At 64.7% G+C, this 26,409-nt stretch carries 21 protein-coding genes; 12 read left to right on the forward strand and 9 right to left on the reverse strand.

The features are described 5' to 3' along the window. Window positions 1-76 precede the first annotated feature (76 nt). The 6 genes from PSTAB_RS10350 to xylB all read left to right on the forward strand — a co-directional run bounded on the left by PSTAB_RS10350 (window position 77) and on the right by xylB (window position 7,512). Complete coding sequence (locus tag PSTAB_RS10350) at window positions 77-1,384, forward strand: ABC transporter substrate-binding protein (protein WP_013982856.1); 1,308 nt, start codon at window positions 77-79, stop codon at window positions 1,382-1,384. An 82-nt stretch (window positions 1,385-1,466) separates the two neighbouring features. Then, on the forward strand, window positions 1,467-2,411 hold the full coding sequence (locus tag PSTAB_RS10355; RefSeq protein WP_013982857.1) for a carbohydrate ABC transporter permease: 945 nt from the start codon (window positions 1,467-1,469) through the stop codon (window positions 2,409-2,411). A gap of 10 nt (window positions 2,412-2,421) precedes the next feature. After that, entirely contained in the window at window positions 2,422-3,255 is an 834-nt protein-coding gene (locus PSTAB_RS10360) for a carbohydrate ABC transporter permease (protein WP_011913322.1), read from the forward strand. Between the two features lie 38 nt (window positions 3,256-3,293). Then, entirely contained in the window at window positions 3,294-4,397 is a 1,104-nt protein-coding gene (locus PSTAB_RS10365) for an ABC transporter ATP-binding protein (protein WP_013982858.1), read from the forward strand. 102 nt (window positions 4,398-4,499) lie between these two features. Beyond that, a complete protein-coding gene (locus tag PSTAB_RS10370; protein WP_013982859.1) occupies window positions 4,500-5,978 on the forward strand; it encodes a mannitol dehydrogenase family protein in 1,479 nt (492 codons plus the stop codon). A gap of 10 nt (window positions 5,979-5,988) precedes the next feature. Beyond that, window positions 5,989-7,512: a xylulokinase gene (gene xylB / locus PSTAB_RS10375; RefSeq protein ID WP_013982860.1), complete on the forward strand. Its 1,524-nt coding sequence runs from the start codon at window positions 5,989-5,991 to the stop codon at window positions 7,510-7,512. A gap of 86 nt (window positions 7,513-7,598) precedes the next feature. On the opposite strand, the gene PSTAB_RS10380 is transcribed toward xylB, so the two are convergent. Beyond that, window positions 7,599-8,825, reverse strand: a complete 1,227-nt coding sequence (locus PSTAB_RS10380; RefSeq protein WP_013982861.1) for an acyl-CoA dehydrogenase — start codon at window positions 8,823-8,825, stop codon at window positions 7,599-7,601. Between the two features lie 146 nt (window positions 8,826-8,971). Between PSTAB_RS10380 and PSTAB_RS10385 the strand changes: the two genes are divergently transcribed. Further along, entirely contained in the window at window positions 8,972-9,883 is a 912-nt protein-coding gene (locus tag PSTAB_RS10385; protein ID WP_011913327.1) for a LysR family transcriptional regulator, read from the forward strand. A 24-nt stretch (window positions 9,884-9,907) separates the two neighbouring features. Here PSTAB_RS10385 and gntR read toward each other — a convergent pair whose 3' ends face one another. The 4 genes from gntR to PSTAB_RS10405 all read right to left on the reverse strand — a co-directional run bounded on the left by gntR (window position 9,908) and on the right by PSTAB_RS10405 (window position 14,471). Then, window positions 9,908-10,927: an HTH-type transcriptional regulator GntR gene (gntR, locus tag PSTAB_RS10390; protein WP_013982862.1), complete on the reverse strand. Its 1,020-nt coding sequence runs from the start codon at window positions 10,925-10,927 to the stop codon at window positions 9,908-9,910. Window positions 10,928-10,985: 58 nt separating this feature from the next. Beyond that, window positions 10,986-12,002 carry a TRAP transporter substrate-binding protein gene (locus PSTAB_RS10395; RefSeq protein ID WP_013982863.1) on the reverse strand — a complete coding sequence of 339 codons (1,017 nt, stop codon included), beginning with the start codon at window positions 12,000-12,002 and terminating at the stop codon, window positions 10,986-10,988. A 61-nt stretch (window positions 12,003-12,063) separates the two neighbouring features. Beyond that, entirely contained in the window at window positions 12,064-13,341 is a 1,278-nt protein-coding gene (locus tag PSTAB_RS10400) for a TRAP transporter large permease (RefSeq protein WP_011913330.1), read from the reverse strand. Window positions 13,342-13,391: 50 nt separating this feature from the next. Then, on the reverse strand, window positions 13,392-14,471 hold the full coding sequence (locus PSTAB_RS10405; protein WP_013982864.1) for a gluconokinase, GntK/IdnK-type: 1,080 nt from the start codon (window positions 14,469-14,471) through the stop codon (window positions 13,392-13,394). A 228-nt stretch (window positions 14,472-14,699) separates the two neighbouring features. On the opposite strand from PSTAB_RS10405, the gene PSTAB_RS10410 reads away from it, so the two are divergent. Further along, complete coding sequence (locus PSTAB_RS10410) at window positions 14,700-14,978, forward strand: peptidylprolyl isomerase (protein ID WP_011913333.1); 279 nt, start codon at window positions 14,700-14,702, stop codon at window positions 14,976-14,978. Here PSTAB_RS10410 and zapE read toward each other — a convergent pair. Both zapE and PSTAB_RS10420 read right to left on the reverse strand, forming a co-directional pair. After that, window positions 14,966-16,105 (reverse strand): cell division protein ZapE, encoded by a 1,140-nt coding sequence (gene zapE / locus PSTAB_RS10415; protein ID WP_013982866.1) that lies wholly within the window; start codon window positions 16,103-16,105, stop codon window positions 14,966-14,968. The two genes, PSTAB_RS10410 and zapE, sit on opposite strands and share 13 nt — an antisense overlap. 32 nt (window positions 16,106-16,137) lie before the next feature. Beyond that, complete coding sequence (locus PSTAB_RS10420; protein WP_013982867.1) at window positions 16,138-17,046, reverse strand: LysR family transcriptional regulator; 909 nt, start codon at window positions 17,044-17,046, stop codon at window positions 16,138-16,140. Window positions 17,047-17,163: 117 nt separating this feature from the next. Between PSTAB_RS10420 and PSTAB_RS10425 the strand changes: the two genes are divergently transcribed. Next, window positions 17,164-18,408, forward strand: coding sequence for a D-amino acid dehydrogenase (locus PSTAB_RS10425; protein ID WP_013982868.1), 1,245 nt, complete (start codon window positions 17,164-17,166; stop codon window positions 18,406-18,408). Between the two features lie 46 nt (window positions 18,409-18,454). Continuing rightward, window positions 18,455-19,432, forward strand: coding sequence for a TAXI family TRAP transporter solute-binding subunit (locus PSTAB_RS10430; RefSeq protein WP_013982869.1), 978 nt, complete (start codon window positions 18,455-18,457; stop codon window positions 19,430-19,432). Window positions 19,433-19,447: 15 nt separating this feature from the next. On the opposite strand, the gene PSTAB_RS10435 is transcribed toward PSTAB_RS10430, so the two are convergent. Then, the gene (locus tag PSTAB_RS10435; protein ID WP_049790820.1) at window positions 19,448-21,508 is read right to left on the reverse strand and encodes a TonB-dependent siderophore receptor; all 2,061 of its coding nucleotides are present in this window, start codon (window positions 21,506-21,508) and stop codon (window positions 19,448-19,450) included. A gap of 381 nt (window positions 21,509-21,889) precedes the next feature. Here PSTAB_RS10435 and PSTAB_RS10440 point away from each other — a divergent pair, with 381 nt between their 5' ends. Further along, on the forward strand, window positions 21,890-23,479 hold the full coding sequence (locus tag PSTAB_RS10440; RefSeq protein WP_013982871.1) for an ABC-F family ATPase: 1,590 nt from the start codon (window positions 21,890-21,892) through the stop codon (window positions 23,477-23,479). 61 nt (window positions 23,480-23,540) lie between these two features. Here PSTAB_RS10440 and PSTAB_RS10445 read toward each other — a convergent pair whose 3' ends face one another. Further along, a complete protein-coding gene (locus PSTAB_RS10445; protein WP_013982872.1) occupies window positions 23,541-24,371 on the reverse strand; it encodes an undecaprenyl-diphosphate phosphatase in 831 nt (276 codons plus the stop codon). Between the two features lie 259 nt (window positions 24,372-24,630). On the opposite strand from PSTAB_RS10445, the gene PSTAB_RS10450 reads away from it, so the two are divergent. Next, entirely contained in the window at window positions 24,631-26,265 is a 1,635-nt protein-coding gene (locus PSTAB_RS10450; protein WP_013982873.1) for a methyl-accepting chemotaxis protein, read from the forward strand. Window positions 26,266-26,409 lie beyond the last annotated feature (144 nt).

Consider the following 26,409-nt stretch of genomic DNA (forward strand, 5'->3'; position numbering starts at 1 on the left):
ACGCTCGTAGCGCAGTACGCGGGCAACAACAAAAACAATAGCTGCTTCAGGTTCCGGCCTGGAGGGGAGTCCACGAATGAAAGCATTCCACTTGCTGCTCGGCACCGCCTGCATCGCCTCGCTCGGCATGGCCCAGGCCGCCGAAACCCTCACCGTCGCCACCGTCAACAACGCGGACATGATCCGCATGCAGCGCCTCTCCAAGACCTTCGAACGGCAGCACCCCGACATCAAGCTCAACTGGGTGGTGCTGGAGGAAAACGTCCTGCGTCAGCGCCTGACCACCGACATCGCCACCAACGGTGGGCAGTTCGACGTGCTGACCATCGGTATGTACGAAGCCTCGCTGTGGGGCGACAAGGGTTGGCTCGCTCCGATGACCGACCTCCCTGACGACTACGACCTGGACGACGTATTCCCCTCGGTTCGCGAAGGCCTTTCGGTCGATGGCACCCTCTACGCGCTGCCCTTCTATGCCGAAAGCTCGATGACCTACTACCGCACCGACCTGTTCGAACAGGCCGGCCTGCAAATGCCCGAACACCCCACCTGGACCCAGATGGCCGAGTTCGCCGAGAAGCTGCACGAGCCTGGCGAGGACCAGTACGGCATCTGCCTGCGCGGCAAGGCCGGCTGGGGCGAGAACATGGCGCTGGTCACCACCGTCGCCAACGCCTTCGGCGCGCGCTGGTTCGACGAGAAGTGGCAACCCGAATTCGACGGCCCCGAATGGACCAAGGCGGCCAGGTTCTATGTCGACCTGCTCAGCCAGTACGGCCCGCCCGGCGCCTCCAGCAATGGCTTCAACGAAAACCTGGCGCTGTTCAACAGCGGCAAATGCGCCATGTGGGTCGATGCGACCGTTGCCGGCTCCTTCGTGACCGATGAATCGCAGAGCAAGGTCGCCGACAAGGTCGGTTTCACCTTCGCACCGCAGGAGACCACCGACAAGGGCTCGGCCTGGCTGTACTCCTGGGCACTGGCGATCCCGACCAGCTCCCAGCAGAAGGACGCCGCCAAGACCTTCACCGCCTGGGCGACTTCCAAGGACTACGCCAAGCTCGTCGCCGAAACCGATGGCGTCGCCAACGTGCCGCCGGGCACGCGCGAGTCCACCTACAACGAGCAGTACATGGCGGCCGCGCCGTTCGCCGAGATCACCCTGGAGTCGCTCAAGCAGGCCGATCCCGCCTCACCATCGGCCAAGCCGGTGCCCTACGTCGGCATCCAGCTGGTCACCATCCCTGAGTTCCAGGCCATCGGTACCCAGGTCGGCAAGATGTTCTCCGCCGCGCTGACCGGGCAGATGCCGGTCGAGCAGATGCTCACCGCGGTGCAGCAGTCGACCACCCGCGAAATGAAACGCGCCGGTTATCCCAAGTAGACCAGCCGCACGTCCCGTGAAGGCGTAAACCCGCGAGGGCTCCGCGAGCCCTCATCGGCCCCTCTTCAGCCGGAGCATCATCATGGCGACCACCACGACTGCCTTGCCCAAGGCCCCTGCGAGCAACGCATCACCACAACCTGCCGAGCGCCGCCGGCCGAGGTTGGCCCCGAGCTGGTTCCTGGTCAGCCCTTCGGTCGTGCTGTTGCTGCTGTGGATGCTGGTTCCACTGGCGATGACCCTGTACTTCTCGCTCGTGCGCTACAACCTGCTCTATCCGGGCGAAAAGGATTTCGTCGGGCTGGAGAACTTCCACTACTTCCTGACCGATGCCGGCTTCATCCCGGGCATGACCAACACCCTGATCCTGGTCGGCAGCGTGCTGCTGATCAGCGTGGTACTCGGCGTGCTCATCTCGGCATTGCTGGAGGCAGCGGACTTCGCCGGGCGCGGGATCGTCCGCGTGCTGCTGATCTCGCCGTTCTTCATCATGCCGACCGTGAGCGCGCTGGTCTGGAAGAACCTCATCTATCACCCGGTCTCGGGCATTCTCGCGGCGGTGTGGAAGTTCTTCGGCGCACAGCCGGTGGACTGGCTCGCACAGCATCCGCTGGCGTCCATCGTGATCATCGTGTCCTGGCAGTGGCTGCCCTTCGCGATCCTGATCCTGATGACGGCCATGCAGTCCCTCGATCAGGAACAGAAGGAAGCCGCCCGCCTCGATGGTGCCGGCCCCATCGCGATCTTCTGGCACCTGACCTTGCCCCACCTGACCCGCCCCATCGCCGTGGTGGTGATGATCGAGACCATTTTCCTGCTTTCGGTATTTGCCGAGATCTTCACCACCACCAGCGGTGGTCCCGGCTACGCATCCACCAACCTCGCCTACCTGATCTACAACCAGGCGCTGCTGCAGTTCGATGTCGGTATGGCCTCGGCCGGCGGCCTGATCGCGGTGGTGATCGCCAACATCGCGGCGATCATCCTGGTGCGGATGCTCGGCAAGAATCTCACCGAGAAATATTGAGGACAGACCGATGCTGACGCTCAAACAAAGTCGCCGCCTCAACACCCTGGTGGTCGGGCTGTTCGCCTGGGCCGTGGCGCTGCTGCTGTTCTTCCCGATCTTCTGGATGCTGCTGACCAGCCTGAAGACCGAGATCGACGCCTTCGCCACGCCGCCGCAGTTCATCTTCACGCCGACGCTGGAAAACTACCTGCACATCCAGGACCGCAGCGGCTACTTCAAGTACGCCTGGAACTCGGTGACCATTTCCTTCGGCGCGACCGCGCTGGGCATGCTGATCGCCATTCCCGCCGCGTACTCGATGGCCTTCTACGAGACCAAGCGCACCAAGGGCACGCTGCTCTGGATGCTCTCGACCAAGATGCTGCCGCCGGTGGGCGTGCTGGTGCCGATCTACCTCTTGGCCAAGCAGTTCGGCCTGCTCGACAGCCGCGCGGTGCTGATCATCATCTACACGCTGATCAACCTGCCGATCCTCGTGTGGATGATCTACACCTACTTCAAGGACATCCCCCGCGACATACTCGAAGCGGCCCGCATGGACGGTGCCACGCTGCTGCAGGAGATGCTTCGCGTGCTCCTGCCGATCAGCAAGGGCGGGCTCGCCTCGACCATGTTGCTGTCGCTGATCCTGTGCTGGAACGAAGCCTTCTGGTCGCTGAACCTGACCTCGTCCAACGCCGCGCCGCTGACCGCGCTGATCGCCTCCTACTCCAGTCCCGAAGGCCTGTTCTGGGCCAAGCTCTCGGCCGTCTCCACCCTCGCCTGCGCCCCCATACTGATCTTCGGCTGGATCAGCCAGAAGCAGCTGGTGCGCGGCCTGTCGTTCGGCGCCGTGAAATGAGTGCCGCCTGACAACCAAGAACAACTGAGGATTCGAACATGGCAGACCTGAAGATCCACAACCTGAAGAAAGGCTTCGACGGCAACGAGATCATCAAGGGCATCGACCTGGACATCCGCGACCGCGAATTCGTCGTCTTCGTCGGCCCCTCCGGATGTGGCAAGTCCACCCTGCTGCGCCTGATCGCGGGGCTCGAGGAGGTCAGCAGCGGGCGGATCGAACTGGACGGGCGCGACATCACCGATGTCAGCCCGGCCAAGCGTGACCTGGCCATGGTGTTCCAGACCTATGCGCTCTACCCGCACATGACGGTGCGCAAGAACATGTCCTTCGCCCTGGATCTCGCCGGCGCGGACAAACAGGAAGTAGCGCGCAAGATCGAGGCAGCCGCCCGCACCCTGGAGCTGGAACCGCTGCTCGAACGCAAGCCGCGACAACTGTCCGGCGGCCAGCGCCAGCGTGTCGCCATTGGCCGCGCTATCGTGCGTAACCCCAAGGTCTTCCTGTTCGACGAGCCGCTGTCCAACCTCGATGCCGCGCTGCGCGTGCAGATGCGTCTGGAGCTGTCGCGCCTGCACCAGGAGCTGCAGGCGACGATGATCTACGTGACTCACGACCAAGTCGAAGCCATGACCCTTGCGGACAAGGTGGTGCTACTCAATGGAGGACGCATCGAGCAGGTGGGTTCACCCATGGAGCTCTATCACAATCCCGCCAACCTCTTCGTCGCGGGCTTTCTCGGCACACCGAAGATGGGCTTTCTCAAAGGCCGCGCAAGCCGTGTCGAAGCCAGCGGCTGCGAAGTCGAGCTCGACGCCGGTTGCCGTCTGTTCCTGCCGGTGAGCGGCGCCACGCTGAAGACGGGCGATCCGGTCACCCTCGGCATCCGCCCGGAACACCTCAACCGTGGCAGCGAAGGCAACTGCCAGTTGACCGTGAAGGCGGACGTTAGCGAGCGGTTGGGCAGCGACACCTACTGCCACGTGGTCACCGGCAACGGCGAGCAGCTGACCATGCGCATCCGCGGTGACTTCACCCCGCGCTATGGCGAGTCGCTGTCCCTGACATTGGAAGCCACCCATTGCCACCTCTTCGACAGCAATGGCGTCGCAGTCGGCCAGTCGCTGCAGCAGGCGGCCTGACCACCCCGCCACCCAAGCCCTGACTTACCGGCAGATCGCTGCGCCTGCAATGGCAGCGATCCGGCCCCCGGCTTTCCACATTCAAGCCCAGCGAGGCCCGAGATGAAGTTGAACGAAGCGAATCTGCCACAGCTGCCGGGCCCTATCGCGCGCCCCGATTACCGCCTGGCCGAGGTCACCACCGGCATCGCCCATATCGGCGTGGGCGGTTTTCACCGCGCCCATCAGGCGGCCTACACCGATGCGCTGATGAACACCGGCGAGGGGCTGGAATGGGGCATCTGCGGCATCGGCACGCGCGCCGAGGAACGCTCCATGCGCGACGCGCTGGCCGCGCAGGACTATCTCTACACCCTGGTCGAGCTCGACGACCGGCCTGACACCGAGGTCCGGCTGATCGGCAGCATTCGCGACATGCTGCTGGTGGACGAGGATGGTTCCGAGGCGGTGGTTGCCCGCCTGGCCGATCCGGCGATTCGCATCGTCTCGCTGACCATCACCGAGGGCGGCTATTGCCTGGACGACAGCACCGGCCAGTTCAATGCGCAACTGCCGCAGATTCAACACGACCTGCAGCACCCTCGCCGCCCGGTCAGCGTGTTCGGTCTGCTCTGCGCGGCGCTGGCCAAGCGCCGCGGCGACGGTGCCGGCCCCTTCACGGTGATGTCCTGCGACAACCTCCCCCACAACGGCGACGTGACCCGCAAGGCCACGCTGGCCTTCGCCGGCCTGGTCGACCCTGACCTGGCCCGCTGGATCGAGCGCAACGTCAGCTTTCCCAACGCCATGGTCGACCGCATCACGCCCATGACCAGCACGGCGCATCGCCAAGATCTCAAGCGTCAGCACGGCCTCGATGACGCCTGGCCGGTGGTCTGCGAACCCTTCGTGCAATGGTTACTGGAAGACCGCTTTGTCGCCGGTCGGCCGGCCTGGGAAGAGGTCGGCGTGCAGTTCACCGACGACGTTTCGCCCTATGAGGAGATGAAGATCAAGCTGCTCAACGGCAGCCACCTCGCGCTGACCTACCTGGGCTTCCTGCGCGGTTATCGCTTCGTCCACGAAACCATGGCCGATCCGCTGTTCGTCGAGTACATCCGCCGCTACATGGACGAGGACGTCACTCCGCAACTGGCTCCCGTGCCAGGCATCGATCTCGCCCGCTACAAGCAGACCCTGATCGAGCGCTTCTCCAACTGCGCGATCGCCGACCAGCTGGAGCGGGTGTGCTCCGACGGCTCGTCGAAGTTTCCCAAGTTCACTGTGCCGACCATCAACCGCCTGATCGCCGATAACGCCGCCCTGGACCGGGCCGCCCTGGTGGTCGCCGCGTGGGCGCTGTATCTGCGGGGCGTCGATGAAAACGGCGAGCGGTACCGCATCCCCGATCCGCGCGCGGATTTCTGCCAGTCCCTCGCTGCGGAGGACGATGGCCTCACCGAACGCCTGCTGGGGCGCGAGGAGATCTTCGGCACGCAGATTCCGCGTTCGCTCGCCTTCCGCGATGCCTTCGAGCGCAACCTGCTGCGGCTGCGCACGCTGGGGGTGAGCGGCACCCTTGATCTGTTGCTGACGCAGTGAGGGACCCGGCATGTTTCTCGGGATCGATTGCGGTACCCAGGGCACCAAGGCGCTGTTGCTCGACGTCAGCAGCGGACGCGTGCTCGGCCAGGGCTCGGCCGGCCACGATCTGATCAGCGGGCCCAACGGCCGGCGCGAGCAGGACACCGGGCAGTGGACCGCCGCCTTCGCCAGCGCTACCGCCGCTGCACTGGCCGAGGCCGGGGTCGACGGCGGCGCCGTGCTGGGCATCGGTGTCTCGGGGCAGCAGCATGGCCTGGTCACGCTCGATGCCGCGGGCCGCGTCTTGCGCCCGGCCAAGCTCTGGTGCGACACGGAGTCGGCTGCGGAGAATCAGCGCCTGCTCGACTGGCTGGGCGGTGAACAGGGTTCGCTGCAGCGCCTCGGTATCGTCATCGCGCCGGGCTACACGGTTTCCAAGCTGCTGTGGATGAAGGAGCAGCACCCCGCGCTGTTCGCACGCATCGCCCATATCCTGTTGCCCCACGACTACCTCAACTACTGGCTGACCGGACGGTGCGCGAGCGAATACGGCGATGCCTCCGGCACCGGCTATTTCGACGTGCGCGCGCGGCAATGGGCACCCGAGATCCTGCGCCATATCGATGCCGACGGACGTCTGGAGACCGCGCTGCCCGAGCTGATCGAGTCCCACCAGCCGGTCGGCCGCATCCGGCCCGAACTGGCTGCCCGGCTGGGGCTCAATCCGCAGGCCATGGTTGCGAGCGGCGGTGGCGACAACATGATGGGCGCCATCGGCACCGGCAATATCCGCCCCGGCGCCATCACCATGAGCCTGGGCACGTCCGGCACGCTCTACGCCTTTTCCGGCGAACCCCGTATCAGCCCGCAGCCGGCGGTGGCTACCTTCTGCTCGTCCAGCGGGGGCTGGCTGCCGCTGATCTGCACCATGAACCTGACCAATGCCAACGCGGCAATGCGCGGCCTGCTGGAGCTGGACCTGGAGGCGTTCAACGCGCTAGTGGCGCAAGCGCCGATCGGCTGCGAGGGTGTCACCATGCTGCCCTTTCTAAACGGCGAGCGCGTCCCCGCCCTGCCCCAGGCCAGCGCCAGCCTGCACGGCCTGACCGCCGAAAACCTGAGCCGCGCCAACCTCTGCCGCGCCGTGCTCGAAGGCGTGACCTTCGGCCTGCGCTACGGGCTGGACCTGCTGCGCGAAAGCGGCATTCGCAGCGAGCGGATCCAGCTCATCGGCGGCGGCGCGAAGAACCCGCTGTGGCGAGAGATCGTCGCCGACCTGATGGCCACGCCGGTGGTCTGCACCCGCCACAGCGAGGCCGCGGCGCTGGGCGGCGCGATCCAGGCGGCATGGTGCCATGCGCGACAGCAGGATCCCGAAGCCAGCCTCCAAGCCATCTGCTCGCGCTGCGTCAGCCTGGACGAAGACACCGCGGTCGCGCCGGTCGCCGAGTCGGTCCGGGCCTATGAGCAGGCCTATCGGCGCTATCGGCAGCTGGTGGCGAGCACCTACGGCGGGCAGACACCGCCGGAGCTGACGCCGGTCGCCTCCTGAGGCGCAGCGCTCGGTCACAGGCAAACGGTCATAAAAAAGGCAAAGCCACGGTGTGTGGCTTTGCCTTTGCTCCCCGGGACGACGCCTCAGCGGCTGCGCAGCGCCTCGCGCGGGACGTACTTGCCCAGCTCGTGACGGGCAATGGCCACCCGATGCACCTCGTCCGGGCCATCGGCCAGGCGCAGGGTACGCTGCATCGCCCACCAGTGCGCCAGCGGGAAGTCCTCGGAAACCCCGGCGCCACCGTGGATCTGGATGGCGCGGTCGATGACCTTCAGCGCGACGTTGGGTGCGACCACCTTGATCTGCGCGATCTCGCTGGCGGCGATCTTGTTGCCCACGGTGTCCATCATGTACGCCGCGTTCAGTGTCAGCAGGCGCGCCATGTTGATCTCGATGCGGCACTCGGCGATGTGGTCGAAGTTCGCGCCCAGCCGGGCCAGCGGCTTGCCGAAGGCGGTACGGCTGACGGCACGTTCGCACATCAGCTTCAGTGCGCGTTCCGCGACACCGATCGAGCGCATGCAGTGGTGGATGCGGCCTGGGCCGAGACGCCCCTGGGCGATCTCGAAGCCGCGGCCTTCACCGAGGATGACGTTCTCGTACGGTACCCGCACGTTTTCCAGCAGCACTTCCGCGTGGCCGTGCGGGGCGTCGTCGTAGCCGAACACTGGCAGCGGGCGCAGCACCTTCACGCCGGGAGTATCCATCGGCACCAGAATCATCGAGTGTTGGGCGTGGCGCGGTGCATCCGGGTTGGTCAGGCCCATGAAGATCATGATCTTGCAGCGCGGGTCGCAGGCGCCGGAGGTCCACCACTTGCGACCGTTGATGACCCACTCGTCACCCTCACGCACCGCGCGGGCTTCCATGTTGGTGGCATCGGACGAGGCCACGCCAGGCTCGGTCATGCCGAAGGCCGAACGGATTTCGCCGCGCAGCAACGGTTCCAGCCACTCGCGCTTCTGCGCCTCGCTGCCGTAGCGCACCAGCACTTCCATGTTGCCGGTATCCGGCGCCGAGCAGTTGAACGCTTCCGGGCCGAGGCCCGAGCTGCCCATGATTTCCGCCAGCGGTGCGTATTCGGTGTTGGTCAGGCCGGCGCCCAGTTCCGATTCCGGCAGGAACAGATTCCACAGCCCCTCCGCCTTGGCCTTGGCCTTGAGCTCCTCGACGATAGCGGTCGGCTGCCAGCGGTCACCCTCGGCGACCTGCTGGTAGAACACCTTTTCGGCGGGATAGACATGAGCATCCATGAACGCTTGCACGCGCTCTCTCAGCTCTTGAACCTTCGGGGAGTAGGCGAAATTCATGGGCGACAACCTTCTGGCAGGTAATGTTTTGTAGTTTTGAATGCTAGAGGAGGCCCAGCGATTTATCGAAGCTATTTTCCTCGTGTATAAACATTCATCACCGATATATGATCGGCGAATTCCGATACACGCCGGAGAGCACAACAATGAACCTGAACAAGGTCGATCTGAATCTTTTCATCGTCTTCGATGCCATCTACACCGAGGCCAACCTGACCCGTGCCGGGCAGATCGTCGGCATCACCCAGCCCGCTGTTTCCAACGCCCTTGCCCGCTTGCGCGAGACGTTCAACGATCCGCTGTTCGTGCGCACCGCCCAGGGCATGGTGCCGACGCCGATGGCGCAGAACATCATCGGCCCGGTGCGCAATGCGCTGCAGCTGCTGCGGGTATCGGTGCAGGAAAGCCGCACCTTCAGCCCGGCGCAGGCAAACAAGACGTTCCGCATCAGCATGACCGACCTCACCGAGGCGGTGATGCTGCCGCCGCTGTTCCAGCGCCTGCGCCGCCTGGCACCCAACGTGAAGATCGAGAGCATGCTGGCCAAGCGCCGCGAGACGACCAAGGAGCTGGCCGCCGGCCGCCTGGACTTCGCCATGGACGCGCCACTCAACACCGACCCGCAGGTGCGTCACGTCAAGCTGCTGGAAGACCGTTACATCTGCGCCATGCGCCGCGGCCACCCGCTGGCCAAGGACAAGCTCACCCTGGAGCAATACCTGTCGCTGTCGCACATCCACATTTCCAGCCGCCGCAGCGGGCTCGGTCTGGTGGACCTGGCATTGGGCAAGATGGGCCTGCAGCGCAAGATCGCCCTGCGCTCGCAGCACTACCTGATGGCGACCCAGGTGATCGACCAGACCGACATGGCGGTGACCGTTCCCGAGCGTTTCGCCCGGCGCCACAACCTGCACCAGGTCGACCTGCCGGTGGACATCATGCCGCTGGAAACCCACATCTACTGGCATGAAAGCACCGATCAGGATCCAGCCAACCGCTGGATGCGCGAGCAGATGATCGAGATCGCCCAGCAGGTCACCGCGCAGCAGGACCTCTGATGCCCTGGCGGGTGAAAGCCCGCCTCAGGCGCTGTCGCGCATCACCACTTCGAAGCCCACATCGATACAACGCTCCGCAGGCTGCTGACCCCGCATCAGGCTCAGCAGCATCTGCGCCGCCAGCTCGCCGATCTCGCCACGCCGGGTGCGCACCGTGCTCAGCGCCGGATGCATCCAGGCTGCGGCCGGCAAGTCGTTGAAACCGGCAATTGCCAACCGCCCCGGCACTTCGAGCCCCAGCTGATGGGCGCGAAACAGCGCCCCGAGGGCCAGGTCGTCGTTGTTGAAGAACACCGCGTCGATCTGCGGATGCTGCGCCAGCAGCCGATCCAGCAGCTCCGCGCCAAGACCGATGGACGACAGCTGCGGCGTCAGCAGCTCCAGCGTCGGCTCATAGCGACCGGCCTGGCGCATGGCCTGACGGTAGCCTTCGGCGCGTTGCAGGGTCCGAGGGTCGAGCTGCGCCGCGGCGAACGCAACGTGACGATAGCCGCGCTCGAGCAGCGTGCGGGTCATCGCCGCGCCGGCCTGCAATTGCGAGAAGCCGACGCAATAGCTGTCCGCCTGATCGCTCAGCTCCATCAGCGTGACCCGTGGCGCCGTGTAGCTGGCCAGCACTGCCCGCGCCGCCTCGCTGCGCTCGAAACCGGTGAGCAGCAGTCCGGCCGGCTGATGGGCCAGGTACGCGCGCAGCAGGCGTTCATCCTCCTCGGGCCGATAGTGGCTGACGCCAATCATCATTTCGTAGCCCGCCGGCATCAGCACGCGCTGGATGGCCTCGACGGTATCGACGAACACCGCGTTGGACAGCGAGGGGATGATCACCGCCACCAGGTTGGATCGCGAACTGGCCAGGCTGCGCGCCGCGGGGTGCGGCACATAGCCGAGCGCCTTGACCGCCTGCTCGACCCGCTCACGCAATGCATCGGAAACCAGCTCCGGTTGTGACAACGCGCGGGATGCCGACATCAGCGAGCAGCCGGCGTTGCGTGCGACATCGGACAGGGTTACCCGCTCGGCGGAGCGGCGACGGCGTGTGGTCATGCGCAATCCATGGGTCGAAAGCGGCGGATTCTAGCAGCGGGCAGGTGCCGATCGGCTCCTAGCGCGCGGCCTTTTCGACTTCGGCCTGGACCTGGTCGAACAGCTCCTGGCCGACGGCGTCGATCACCGTCTGGATCGCCGGCTGCGCCTGTTCGCGCATGCGCTGGACCTCCTCCGGGCTGACCTCGTTGATCTGCATGCCGTGCTCCTTCAGCGCCGCCAGGGCCTGGCTCGCCTCGCGACGGGTGTCCTCGCGCTCGGCATCACGCGCCTTCTGGGCCGCCGCCATGATGATGCCCTGCTCGGTTTCCGAGAGCCCGTCCCACCAGCGCTTGGACGCCGTGACGATCCAGGGGCTGTAGACGTGATTGGTCACGCTGAGGAACTTCTGCACTTCATAGAACTTCGCGGACAGGATGGTGTTGTAGGGGTTTTCCTGGCCGTCCACCGCCTTGGTTTCCAGCGCAGTGAACAGCTCGGAGAACGGCAGCGGCACCGCATTGGCGCCCATGCGCTTGAAGGTGTCGATGAACACCGGATTGGGCATCACGCGCAGTTTGATGCCATTGAAGTCCTCGAACTTCTCGATCGGCCGCGCGCTGTTGGTCACGTTGCGAAAGCCATTCTCCCAGTAGACCAACCCGACCAGCCCCTTTTCCTCGAGCTTGTCCATAATCTGCCGACCCACCGGCCCGTCCAGTACCTGATCGGCCTGCCCAGGATCGGTGAAGAGAAACGGCGTGTCCCACACCGCCATTTCCTTGGTGATGCCAACCAGCGTCGCGGTCGAGCCAACCATCATTTCCTGTGCGCCGCCGATCAGCGCGTTCTGCATCTGGTCGTCCGAGCCGAGGCTGGCCGAACCAAAGGTACGCACTTTCAGCTTGCCGTCCGAAGCCTTGGCCACCTCTTCGGCGAGCAGTTTCACTGCCCTGCCCTGATTGCTGTCTTCGTTGAGGCCGTAGCCGAAGCGGATCATGCGCGGGCGGATGTCGTCGGCGGCGTGGACCTGGCCGAGGCCGAGTGTGCTGCCGAGCAATGCGGCGGTCAGGGTGCTGATGATGAGTCGTTTCATGGAGCGGTACCTTTCTTGTTGTTGGGCTGTTGGGTGTGTCGTTGGAGTTGCACGACCGGCGTTACCGCAGCCAGGCCAGGGGTACGGTGATGATCGAGGGCACGGCTATGAGCAGCCCGACGATCACCAGGTAGACCAGGAAGAACGGCATCACGCCGCGCACCAGGGTTTCCATGCGCAGCCGGCCGATGCCGCCGACCACGTTGAGCACGGTGCCTACCGGCGGGGTGATCAGCCCGATGGAACCGATCAGCACGAACATCACGCCGAAATACACCGGATCGATGCCGGCCTTGATCGCGATCGGCGCCAGCACCGGACCGAGGATCAGAATGGTCGGGGTCAGGTCCAGCACCATGCCGACAGCGATCATCAGCAGCATGATGGCGACCATCAGCAGCTTGGGATCCTGCGCCAGCGGACCGAGCATCGCCGCGATCTCGTCGGGCAGCTGGGCCAGGGTGATCATGTACGCCGATACCGTCGCCGCGGCGCAGAGAAACATCACCGACGCCGTGGTGCGGCTGGCACGCGTGAGCACCTCGACCAGCCCGGCCCAGGTCAGTTCGCGATACAGCAGGGTCGAGACCGCCAGCGCGTAGACCGCGGCGACCACGGCGGCTTCGGTCGGGGTGAACAGCCCGCCGCGCAGGCCGCCGACGATGATCACCGGCAGCATCAGCGCCGCCGCCCCATCGACCAGCACGCGGCGGCGCACGGCACCGCTGGCCTTTTCCTGCTTCGGTTCGTCGATCCGCCGGGCGATCAGCGTCCAGGCGACGATCAGGCCCATGCCCATGATCAGCCCCGGCACCATGCCGGCGAGAAACAGCTGGCTGATCGACGTGCCGGTCACCACGCCGTAGATCACGAACGGCATCGACGGCGGAATGATCGGGGCGATGATCCCGCCCGCCGCCACCAGGCCCGACGACGAACTCAGCGGGTAGCCGCGCTCGCGCATCATCGGCAGCAGCAGCGTCGCCAGCGCGGCGGTATCGGCCAATGCCGAGCCGGACATGCTGGCCAACAGCACCGAAGCGGCAATCGCGACGTAACCCAAGCCGCCACGCTTGTGGCCGAAATAGGCCTGCGCCATGGCGATGATGCGCCGTGAGATGCCACCCGCATTCATCAGCTCGCCGGCCAGGATGAAGAACGGCACCGCCAGCAGCGGGAAGCTGTCAGCGCCAGCCTGCAGGTTCTGCGCGAGCAGTTGCACGTCCCAGAAATCCAGGTACCACATCAGCACCGAGCCGGTGAGCAGCAGTGCGAAGGCGATGGGCATGCCAAGCGTCATGAAGCCCAGCAACGAAGAGAGGAAGACGACGACGGTCATGAAAGGTCCTCGGTTGGGCAGTGCCCGTATTGTTCTGAATGCGGCATCGCTCAGTCCGCCGTGATGTTCGCGGTGGCTGCTGCCGCTGGCTGGTCGCGCCGCCAGACATTCACCAGCTGCACCAGCGCCAGTACAGCCATGGCAAACATGCTCGCCGCTACCGGCAGCATTGCCAGGCCCAGCGGGTAACCGACCACCGGGCTGTTGATGGTCCAGCCGAACTGCATCTGGTTCCATCCGCCCCAGGCCGCCAGACAACTCGCGCCTGCCACTAGCAGCCAGCTCAGCGAGTCGACCAGCCGGCGCATCAGATGAGGGAAACGGTCACGCAGCATGGCGAAGCTCATCAGCTCGCCGCGGCGCATGCTCGAAGCGACGCCGACGAAAACCAGCCAGACGAATGCCAGCCGTGACAGTTCCTCGGCACCCGTCCAGCCGGTGCCGAACGCGTAACGCAGCACCACGCTGGAAAACACCACGATGACCATAAAGGCCATCAGCGCGGCCATCAGCCAGTCGGTCAGGCGGTCGAAACGCTGCGCCAACGCGCCGCTGTAGATCGGCGCATTGGTCAGCGGCGGCGCCGTGGTAGCGCTATCAAACGGACGCGCGGAAAGATCGACGCGGGACTCGATCAGTTCATCCACATCGGCGCCGCGCATCCATTCGACGATTTGCAGCAACACCACGTCGCGGGGCTGACTGGCATCGACGGTCAACACGCCTGGCTCACCCTCGGGCGATTCGAGGGTGGCGAACTGGCTGTCGACCAGGGAGATCGGCATGAAGTGCCCCGGTCGCGCACCGACGCGCTGCACCGCGGTGTCGTAATCGATGGCCAGATGGGCGAAGCGCAATCCCGGGACAGCACTGCGCAAGAGCTCACGATAGCTGCGCTTGAGCGCCGAGCAGGCCAGGACGAAGCCACTGCCGCTATCGAGCGTGCGCTGCATCTCGCCGATCAGGGCGTGCAGCCATTGCACGCGGTCGGTATCGGACAACGGTGTACCGGCACGCATACGCGCGACGTTTTCCGCAGGGTGAAAGTTATCCGCCTCGATGTGCGGCAGGCCGAGCGCGTCGGCGACGGCGTGGCTGGTATCGGTCTTGCCCGAACCGCTGACGCCCATGACAACCAGGACCGGCAACGCGGTAGCCCGGGAAGGCTGCTTTGAAGGCATGAAGAAATCCGTCGTTGTTGTGCTTGTTTGGCCGGATGTTAGCGCTATCAAACATACAGATAAAACTACCGCTCGTCGCGCCTGACCAGACCCAGTGCCGACAGCGCAACGGCTGGACGATCGACAAGCGCGGCAAGGCGACTACAATCGCGCCCCTCAATGCACGAGGACAGCGACATGCCCAAAGCTATGGCCCGCCACATTCTGGTCAAGACCGAAGCCGAAGCCGCGCAGCTGAAGAAGCGCCTGGCTAACGGCGAGGCGTTCGACGTGCTGGCCCGCAAGTATTCGACCTGCCCGTCCGGCAAGAAAGGCGGCGACCTCGGCGAAGTGCGCCCTGGGCAGATGGTGCGCAGCATCGATCAGGTGATCTTCAAGAAGCCGCTGCGTGAGGTGCATGGCCCGGTAAAGAGCCAGTTCGGCTATCACCTGGTGCAGGTGTTCTACCGCGACTGACTCAGATGCCCGTGGCCGAAGCGCTGCAGCTGCATCTCCCGCAGCCGGCTCAGCGTGCGGCGGAACGGGAACGCCAGATACCCCTCGGTATACAGCTCGTCCAGGGCCACCTCGGCTTCGATATACAGCGGAATCCGCCGGTCGTAGCACTCGTCGACCAGGGCGATGAAGCGCCGCACCGCATCGTCCCGGGCGGCGAGCGTCGGCAGCTGGCGGTCTCCTGCGACCACTCGCGTCGCCGCATCCTCGGTGCCACGGGCGATGCGTCCTTCCCGCGGCGCGCCACCCAGACGCGGTACATCACTGATCAGTATGGCGGTGAAGCGATCGCACAGCTCGATGAAGTCCAGCGCCGAGAACGGCTGTTCGCAAAGGTCGGCGAAGCGACACCAGAGCACCGCTTGGTCATGGCGCACCACCGCCAGGGGGCGACGGCCCAGGGATAGCGGCTCGCCGCTGCCAGGGCCTCCGGCCAGGCTGGCGAACACGACCGCCAGCGCCGAGCTAGCTCCGGGCGCGGCGACCCAGTAGCGCCGCTGCGCAGCACCCGGATGCAGGCGGTGATCGGTGTCCCCGTCCACGCTCAGCACCTGCATGTGCCGAACGATGGCATCGATGGCCGGCAGAAAACGTTCGCGATTGAAGCCATCGGCGTAGAGCTGCTCCGGTGGCTGGTTGGAGGTGGCGACGACTACCACGCCGTGCTCGAAGAGCACCTGGAACAGCCGACCGAGGATGATCGCGTCGCCGATGTCGCCGACGAACAACTCGTCGAAGCAGAGCACGCGAATTTCCTCCGAAAGCCCTTTCGCCAGCGCCTGCAACGGATCAGCCGTGCCATTGAGCTGGTACAGCCGAACATGTACCCAGCGCATGAAGTGGTGAAAGTGCTGGCGGCGCGCAGGCACGGGAACGCAAGCGTGGAAGATGTCCATCAGCCAGGTCTTGCCACGGCCGACCGGGCCCCACAGGTAGACCCCGGACGGCGCGCCGTCAGCGCAACGCAACGCCTGGTGGCAGGCCTCGAGCAGTTGCGCGGCGTGCTGCTGCGCGGGATCCGGTACGAATCCACCCTGCGCAAGGGCCTGCTGGTAACGTTGCAGCGGTGAATCGTCGTGCATGGTCATCGGCGCAAAGCGCTCATGGTAACGGCCCTCGCTCAGGCATGCTCGGCCTGTAGCAATCGCGCGGCCTGCTCGCCGAGTGCATCGAGCAGCATTGCCTGCGCCGGCAGCGGCTGCTCGTGCACCCGGGTAAGGGCATAGAGCGGCACGCTGATGGCGGGCTCTAGCAAACGCGTCTGCACCTCGCCGCCATCGGTCGCCAGCGCGGTGAATGGATCGACCAGGGCCACGCCCTGCCCCGCCGATACCAGCTGGCGCGCCAGCTGATAGGTCTGCACCCAGGTGACCACGCGCGGCGGTGGGTCGAGCTCTTCGAGATGCCCCCGCAGCAGGCTGCCAAGGGCATCGCGGGTATCCAGGCCGATCAGCGCCCGGCCCGCCAGCGCCTGCAACCGGACTGGCGTGTCCAGCTCCTCTTGCGCCCAGCACCCGGGCGGCGCAATCACCCGCATGCGTCCTTCGGTGAGCATGCAGCTGCACAGGCCGGGGTGTTCCACTGCCTGCAGCGTCAGGCCGAGGTCCGCCTCGCGTAGCAGCAAGGCCTCGACGATCTCCACAGTGTGCTGAGTGGCGAGCTGGCAGGCGGTGCGCGGAAAACGCTCACGCCAGCGCTGCAAGGCCATCGGCAGCAGCGCCTGGGCCAGTGCCGGGGTACAAATCAGACGCAGGGCTCGGGCGTCGCCTCGCCCGAGATTGTCGGCCAGGCGGCGCAGGTTCTGCAGGTCGATGGCGAGGCGCTCGGTCTGCTGCTGCAGCAGTCGCGCCTCGGCGGTGGGCTGCAGTTTGCCGCGCACCCGATCGAACAGGGCGAAGCCGAGCTGCTGCTCGGCATGCTTGAGAATCTTGCTCGCCGCCGGCTGGGAGATATGCAGCAGCTCGGCCGCGGCAGTGAGGCTGCCGGTTTGCAGAATCGCCTGGAACAGTTCGATATGACGCAGACGCATGTGCGGCCCTCCTCCAGCCCCGAGCATAACCGCAGGTTATGGCTGGCCTCCATCCTTTCATTGGCCGCCTCGCTGGCTGGCGCCTAGGCTGCGCTGATCGAATACGAGGGGCAGTGCATGCGTGTTGCAGTCGTCGGCGGCGGCGTCATCGGGCTGGCCACCGCTTATTCTCTGGTGCGCCAAGGGCACTCGGTCGAGCTGATCGAACGGCGTGACGATGTGGGTCAGGAAACCAGCTTCGCGAACGGCGGCCAGCTGAGCTATCGCTACGTCTCGCCCCTAGCCGATGCCGGCGTGCCGCTGCAGGCACTGGGCTGGATGCTGCGCGGGCAGACGGCGCCCCTGCGCTTCAGTCCGCGGGCGAGCCTGCGGCAATGGCGCTGGTGCCTGCGCTTCCTGGCGGCCTGCCGGCGCTCGGTCAACCGCCGCAACGCCGCTCATCTGCTGCGCCTGGCCCTGCACAGCCAACAGGTTCTGCGCAGATGGCGCGAGGAGGACCGATTGGACGGCTTCGCCTGGCGCGCCAACGGCAAGCTGGTGATCTACCGTGATCGGGCAAGCCTCGCCAAAGGCGCTGCGGCGCTGGATGAGCGGTCCGGTCAACGGCTGCTGGATGCGGCTCAATGTGTGGAGATCGAACCTGCACTGGCGCCACTGAGCGCCGCATTGCAGGGCGGCATCTACTCGCCAGGTGACGAGGTCGCCGATTGCCAACGGTTCTGCCACCAGCTGCTGCAGCGGCTGCAGTCCTCGCCAGCGTTCCGCCTGCACACCGGGCAGGCGGTGGAGGCGCTGCCCAGCGACGGTCGCCGCGTGCGTGCCGTGCGTATCGGCCGGGAGGAGATCACTGTCGATCATGTGGTGATCGCCGCCGGAACATCCAGTGTTGGGCTGCTGCGGCCCCTGGGCATCGATCTGCCGATCTATCCGCTCAAGGGCTACAGCCTGACCCTGCCGCTGGGCGAACGGAGCCAGGTGCCGCAGACCAACGTCACCGATTACGACAACAAGGTCGTCTATGCCCGCCTGGACGATCAGCTGCGCGTCGCGGCAATGGTGGATATCGGCGGCTGGGACAGCGCACTCGACCACAAACGCATCGCGACGCTGCAGCGCCTGGCTGGCGCGACCTTCCCCGACGCGGGGGACTACCGGCACGCCCGCCAATGGGCCGGTCTGCGCCCAGCCACACCGGAGGGCACGCCGCTCATCGGCCGCAGCGGCATCGATAATCTCTGGCTCAACGTCGGCCACGGCAGCCTGGGCTTCACGCTCGCCTGCGGCAGCGCCGACCTGCTGGCCAGCGAAATCGGCGGATCGCCGCCAGCGGTTTCGCTGCAGGGGCTGAGCCTAACCTGCTGATCTCACAGCCGTACCGTTCCGACTAAACCAACAAGAGGGAACCACGATGAACCACCAGATCCGTATCGGCCTGTTCGGCATCACCCTGGCAGGCGCGCTGACAATGGCGAGCCCAGGCGCGCTCGCCCAGGAGCGTTTCGTCACCATCGGCACCGGCGGCCAGACCGGCGTGTACTACACCGCCGGCCAGTCGGTGTGCCGCTTCCTCAATCGCGCGGAGGTGAAGCCGGCCATCAAGTGCAACGCACCCTCCACCGCCGGCAGTGTGACCAACATCGTGGCGTTGCAGAATGGTGAGTACGATTTCGGTTTCATCCAGTCCGACCATCAGCACAAGGCCTTGCAAGGCCTGGCCCCGTTCGACCGCGACGGTGCCGTCGACGAGCTACGCGCGGTGTTCTCGCTGCAATCGGAAATTCTCACCGTGGTGGTGCGCGAGGACAGCGGCATCCGTGATCTGGATGGCCTGGAAGGCAAACGCGTGAACATCGGTGTGCCCGGCTCCGGCAGCCGCGATACCTTCGAGGAAGTCATGAAGGCCAAAGGCTGGAGCAATGCCAGCTTCGCCCTGGCCGCCGAACTCAAACCCGCAGAGATGGCCTCGGCACTGGGCGACAACAACCTGGATGCCATCACCTATGTGGTGGGCCATCCCAGTGGTGCGATCCAGGAGGCACTGACGAACGTGAAGGCGCGGATCATCCCGGTCGAGGGCGAGGCGATCGACGCCCTGCTCGCCAAGGCCGACTACTACAGCGCGGCGCCGATCCCCGGCGGGCTCTATCCGGGCGTCGATGACGCGGTCCCTTCGATCGGCGGCAAGGCGGTTATGGCCACCACCAGCAAGACCGACCCCGAAGTCGTCTACCAGCTGGTCAAGTCGGTGTTCGACAACCTCGAACGATTCAAGCGCCTGCATCCGGCCTTCGCCGAGCTTCAAGCCGAGGACATGATCCGCGTCGGCCTGACCGCGCCCCTGCACGAGGGCGCGGAACGTTACTACCGGGAAAAAGGCTGGCTGTGACGCAGCCGACCGCCGTCAGAGCGCCAGGGACAGGCTCAGGCTGAGGTTGCGCGGATCGCCCGGCATCACCCAGACGTTGCTGTACGAGCGCTCGTAGTAGGTACGGTCGAAGGCGTTGTTCAGGTTGACTCCCAGCGTCAGGTTCTGCGTGGCCTGGTAGCGCGCGAGCAGGTCGACCGTGGTGTAGGACGGCAGTTCGAAGTCGCTGTGGGCCTGCCCTGCCCGATCGCCAACATAGTTCAGCGCACCGCCCAGGGAAAGACCGCGCAGATCGCCATCCTGGAACTCGTAGGTGGTCAGCAGGCTGCCGCTGTGGCGCGGCACGTTGAGCAGGCGACTGCCGCGCGCCAGGGTGTTGTCGCGGGTCACTTCCGCATCCACGTAGGCGTAGGCGCCGATCACTCGAATGGCGTCGGTGAGCTGGCCGGCGAGCTGCAGATCCACACCACGGCTGCGAACTTCGCCCGCAGCGATCTGGAAGCCATCGTTGGCCGGATCGCTGGTCAGCACATTCTCCTTGGTCAGGTGGAATGCCGCGGCGGTCAGGCCCAGACGGCCATCGAACAGGTCGAGTTTGACGCCCGCCTCGTAGCCCATGCCCTCTTCCGGATCGAAGGTCGCGCCACTGGCAGCGGCTCCGTTGTTCGGTTTGAACGACTGCGAAGCGTTGGCGAACAAGCCGACCTCCGGCAACAGCTGGTAGAGCACGCCGACCCGAGGCGTGATCTTTTCGTGCGTCTGCTCGGCTCGCCGACCGCTCACCTCGTTGTCCAGGCGCTGCTCGTAATGGTCGTAACGGGCCCCCACCACGCCGAACAGCTTGTCGGTCAGACGCATCTGGTCCTGCAGATTCAGTGCGCGGTTGTGCACCAACTCGTTGCGATCGACCGTGCGGGCCGGATTGAACGCCGGTCGCGGTGAGCCATAGACGGGATTGTAGAGGTCGATGCTGCGCAGGTTGTCGGAGCGCAGCATGAATTCGCTCAAGGCATAGCGTTCGTACTCGGTGCCGATCAGCAGCTGATGTTCGATCGAACCGGTGTCCACCCGGCCGTGCAGCTCCAGTTGGGTGATCGCGTCCTGCCAGTCATAGTCGCGATAGCGCAAGTTGCGCGACAGCGTTCGGCCGTCTGCTGCGACCGCCGCTGCTTCGGTGGCATAGCCGTCCATGCGCCCCTGCTTGTAGTGACTGGCCAGGCGCAGTGTCCAGACCTCGTTGAGGTCGTGTTCGAGTTCGGCCTGCAGCGTTTCGTTGTCGTTGCTGATCGGACCATCGGAGGGTTCGCCATAGAATGCCGAGCGGGACACCCGGCCCAGGTTGCCGCCGGGTGCGACCACCCCGCGGTCGAAGGTCTGCCGGTTGCGCACCACCTCAGCCTGCACCAGCAACCGCGTATCGGGACTCAGCTCCCAGCTGAAGGACGGCGCCACGAACTGCCGCTCGGATTCGCGATGGTCGCGGAAACTCTTGTTGTCTTCGACGGCGATGTTCATGCGGTACAGCATATTGCCGTCTTCACCCAGCGGCGTGTTCAAGTCCAACGCGCTGCGGTAGCGATCCCAACGCCCGGCGCTCAGGTCGAGACGGGCGAAGCTATCCAGCTGCGGCCGCTTGCTGACGATGTTGAGGGTGCCGCCCGGATCGCCACGGCCGTACAGGCTGGCGGACGGTCCCTTGAGAACCTCGACACGTTCGATGCTCGCCGCGTCCGGCGGGTTCATGTAGCCCCGGTTGACGCTGAAGCCATCCTTGTAAAACTCGCTGGTGGTCAACCCGCGGACGCTGTACTCGTACATCGTAAGGCCGCCGAAGTCGTTCTGCCGTGCAACGCCCCCGGCGAAGTCCAGCGCCCTTTCCACTCGCGGGCTGTCCAGGTCGTCCAGCACCGAGGCCGGGACGACGCTGATCGACTGCGGTATTTCCTCGATGGGCGTATCGGTCCTGGTGGCACTGCGCGTGCGCTTGGCGCGATAACCCTGCACCGGTCCGTCGGCACGTTCCTGATCGGCAGTGATGACGACCGAATCCAGCACCGCCGCCTCCTGCGCGCCCGCCAGCGGCGCACCCGCCAGCATCAATGCCGCTCCGGCACCCACCCACTTCAATACCGCGACTTTCTCACTCATGCCTAATGCTCAAAGGTAACGACGTTATATCGTAACAATGCTGTCCGTTTGGCTTGGCGCTGTCAATGGAACGATTCGCATCTGCTTCGCCGCGAAAGGCCAATGCCTCGATCGCTGCGTGCGGCCCTGCTTACTCCGATGGCGTAGCTATGCGACAATGCGCGCCTTTCGCTCGGCCGCAATCCCCGCATTCGTTCTGACAGCCGGCCTCCGTCGCTGTCGTTCTCCTCAACACTGCAGGATCACCAGCTCCTTCGCTGCGAGCTGGAGCGCCGAGTATTGCTGCCGGATCGGCGATGCACGCCGCCACATACATTGATAGGTAAGTCCTTGATCTCCACCGCCAACATCACCATGCAGTTCGGTGCCAAGCCGCTGTTCGAAAACGTCTCCGTCAAATTCGGCGGCGGCAACCGCTACGGTCTCATCGGCGCCAACGGCTGCGGCAAGTCGACCTTCATGAAGATCCTCGGTGGCGAGCTGGAGCCATCGGCCGGCCAGGTGATGCTCGAGCCCAACGTGCGTCTGGGCAAGCTGCGCCAGGATCAGTTCGCCTATGAAGATTTCAGCGTGATCGACACGGTGATCATGGGTCACACCGAGCTGTGGAAGGTGAAGGCCGAGCGCGACCGCATCTACTCGCTGCCGGAAATGAGCGAAGAAGACGGCATGGCTGTCGCCGAGCTGGAGGTGCAGTTCGCCGAGTTCGACGGCTACACCGCGGAATCGCGCGCCGGCGAGCTGCTGCTCGGCCTCGGCATCCCGCTCGATCAGCATTTCGGCCCGATGAGTGCCGTGGCGCCCGGCTGGAAGCTGCGCGTATTGCTGGCCCAGGCGCTGTTCTCCGACCCGGAAGTGCTGCTACTGGACGAACCGACCAACCACCTGGACATCAACACCATCCGCTGGCTGGAATCGATTCTCACGGCGCGCAACAGCACCATGATCATCATTTCCCACGACCGCCACTTCCTCAACAGCGTCTGCACCCACATGGCCGACCTGGATTATGGCGAGCTGCGGCTGTTCCCGGGCAACTACGACGAATACATGACCGCCGCGACCCAGGCCCGTGAACGTCTGCTGTCGGACAACGCCAAGAAGAAGGCGCAGATCGCCGAACTGCAGACCTTCGTCAGCCGCTTCTCGGCCAACGCCTCCAAGGCCAAGCAGGCCACCAGCCGCGCGAAGCTGATCGACAAGATCCAGCTCGACGAAGTGAAGCCGTCCAGTCGCGTCAGCCCGTTCATCCGTTTCGAGCAGTACAAGAAGCTGCATCGCCAGGCGGTCACGCTGGAGCGCGTCAGCCAGGGCTATGACGGCACGCCGCTGTTCCGAAACCTGGATCTGCAGGTCGAAGCCGGCGAGCGCGTGGCCATCATCGGTCCGAACGGCATCGGCAAGACCACCCTGCTGCGCACTCTAGTCGGTGAATTGCCACCCATGTCCGGTGAAGTGAAATGGACCGAAAGTGCCGACGTGGGCTATTTCGCCCAGGACCACGCCGAGGACTTCGAGGACGACGTCACCCTCTTCGACTGGATGGGCCAGTGGACCCAGGGCGGCGAACAGCTGGTGCGCGGTACCCTTGGCCGCATGCTGTTCTCTAACGACGAGATCAACAAATCGGTCAAGGTCATTTCCGGTGGTGAACAGGGCCGCATGCTGTTCGGCAAGCTGATCCTGAAGAAGCCCAACGTGCTGGTGATGGACGAACCGACCAACCACCTGGACATGGAATCCATCGAGGCGCTGAACCTGGCGCTGGAGAACTATCCGGGCACGCTGATCTTCGTCAGCCATGACCGCGAATTCGTCAGCTCCCTGGCCACACGCATCATCGAACTGTCGGAGAACGGCGTCACCGATTTCAGCGGCAGCTACGACGACTACCTGCGCAGCCAGGGCGTACAGGTCTGACCGTCGAATCAGCCCCCAAAAAAAGCCCCGCACTAGCGGGGCTTTTCATTTCTTTGACGCTCTAGCCGACAGCCGTGCTCCAGTCGATCATGCCCAGCTGCCAGGTCGCCAGGATCAGCAACCCGAAACCGATCCGGTACCAGGCAAACGCGGCATAGCTGTGGTTGCCGATGAATTTCAGCAGTGCCCGCACGGCCAGCATGGCGAAGATGAACGAAGTGACGAAGCCGATGGCGAACACGGCAAAGTCACCCGGCTGGAACAGATCGCGATACTTGTAGCCGGAGTAAACCGCAGCACCGACCATGGTGGGCATTGCCAGAAAGAACGAGAACTCGGTGGCGGCCTTGCGCGACAGGCCGAACAGCAGCCCGCCGATAATGGTCGAGCCCGACCGCGAGGTGCCCGGCACCAGCGCCAGACACTGAGCGAAACCGACCTTCAAGGCCAGTGTCCAGGTCATGTCATCGACTGTCTCGGCGCGGATCGCGTGGTCACGACGCTCGGCCCAGAGCATGACGATGCCTCCGATGACCAGCGCGGCGGCCACGGTGATCGGGTTGAACAGGTATTCGTGAATCAGATCGGCAAAGGCGACGCCGAGCACCACGGCCGGCATGAAGGCAATCAGCAGGTTGACGGTGAACTTCTGTGCCTGACGCTCCTTGGGCAGGCCGACCACCACGTCGATGATCTTGCGCCGATACTCCCAGATCACCGCGAGGATCGCCCCCAGCTGAATGATGATATTGAAGGCCAGCGCGCGTTCGCCGCCAAAGCCGATCAGATCCGCCACGATGATCTGGTGACCGGTGCTGGAGACCGGAAGAAATTCGGTAATCCCCTCGACGACACCCAAGATCAGCGCCTGAATCGCAACCCAAAGATCCATCTATTCCCCTACAGCGATGCAGTCCATCGCGACTCAATGCAACCAAGGTATATGTCAGAAAGCCATCTGGCCGGCTGTTCTGACTCGTCCAGGAGAATTAAATTCCTCGACGGACGACAAAAGGGGGCTCATTTTTAGCCACGCGCGGCCGAAAAGCTACTCAGAGTGCCGCGGCACGACCGCTATGAGAGGTCGGAGCGATGCGCTAGCACCGACCCGTCAGATACAACGATAAGAAAGAAACCTCAGGAGCCTATTCATGAATCTGCTGCGCAATGTCCCCATCAGCAAGCGCCTCTGGCTGATCCCCGTGGTCGCCGTGGTCATGCTGTTCATTCTCGGCATGCTGATGATTCAGCAAGTCCGCTCCGACCTGTACCGCGGCAAGCAGGAAGCGACCCGCAACGTCGTGGAAGCAGCCGCCGGTGTGTTCGAGCACTACCACAAGCTCGAAACCAGCGGAGCCATGACCACGGCCGACGCTCAGCAGGCCGCCATCGAGCAGATTCGCCTGCTCCGCTACGACGGTCAGGACTACTTCTGGATCAACGATCTCGGCCCGAAGATGATCATGCATCCGATGCAGCCGAAGCTCGACGGTCAGGATCTGTCGAAGATCAAGGACCCGGAAGGCAAGGAGCTGTTCAACGAGATGGTCGCCATTGCCCGGCGTGACGGCGCCGGACTGGTGGACTACATGTGGGCCAAGCCCGGTGAAGAGAACCCGGTTCCGAAGATCTCCTACGTGCAGCTGTTCAAACCCTGGGGCTGGATCATCGGTTCCGGCATCTATGTGGACGACGTCGAGCAGGAGTTCTGGAACTACCTGACGCGCTTCTCGCTGATCGGCCTGCTGATCTCGGCAATCATGGCGGTTCTGGTCGCCATCCTGATTCGCAGCATCGTCCGACCGCTGCGCCATACCATGGCGGCCATGGCCAATATTGCCAGCGGCGAAGCCGACCTGACCCGCACGCTGGACGTCTCCGGCAACGATGAGCTGACCACCCTGGGGCGCGACTTCAATCGCTTCACCCAGAAGCTGCGCACCGTCGTCGGCCAGCTGTTCGAGACTTCCGGCGCGCTGGACCAGTCGTCCCGCGCGCTGAGCGAACTGTCCAGCCAGGCCCATGAGCAAAGTCAGCAGCAGATGCTGCAGATGGAACAGGTCGCCACCGCGGTCAACGAAGTCACGTACGCTGTGCAGGAAGTGGCGAAGAATGCCGAACACGCTTCCACCGAAGTGGGCAGCGCGGAAAACCAGGCTGGCCAGGGACAACGCAACATCGAAACGAGCCTGCAGCAGATCGACGCGCTGTCGGCAACCATCGGCCAGGCGGTGGATGTGATCCAGTCGCTGGCCGACGAAACCACCAAGATCGGTTCGGTGCTCGAGGTGATCGGCTCGATCGCCGAGCAGACCAACCTGCTCGCACTCAACGCCGCGATCGAGGCTGCCCGTGCCGGCGAACAAGGCCGTGGCTTCGCCGTGGTGGCCGACGAGGTCCGCCTGCTGGCGCAGCGCACCCAGCAGTCGACTGCCGAGATTCACAGCATGATCGAACGCCTGCAGAAGAACTCCGGCGCCGCGGTGAACGTCATCATGGAAAGCAATCGCGCCTCCCAGCTCACCGTCGAGCAAGCCAGTCAGGCCGGCGAAAGTCTCGGTGAGATCGCCCAGGCGCTGCGCAACCTTTCCGGCCTGAACGCCTCCATTGCCAGCGCAACGCTGCAGCAGTCCCACGTGGTGGAAGACATCAACCAGAACGTGACCCAGACCGCCGGACTCGCGCAGGAAAGCACCTTGGCCGCCGAGCAATCCAGCGAAGCCGGCAAGCGACTCGGCGAACTCGCCGGTCAGCTGAATCGCCTGCTGAGCCAGTTCCGCGTCTGACCGCCTCTGCGGCTCGCCCAGCGTGGGCGAGCCGCACGGCACCATCCTCTGGCACACCCCCTCCTCTCGGCACCATGGTGAGGCCGAAACACACCAGCTGAACGACCGCGCCATTCGCGACAGGTTGTCGCAGCCGGATTTTTC

The sequence above is a fragment of the Stutzerimonas stutzeri genome (genome assembly GCF_000219605.1).
GTDB classification, from domain to species: Bacteria; Pseudomonadota; Gammaproteobacteria; order Pseudomonadales; family Pseudomonadaceae; genus Stutzerimonas; species Stutzerimonas stutzeri.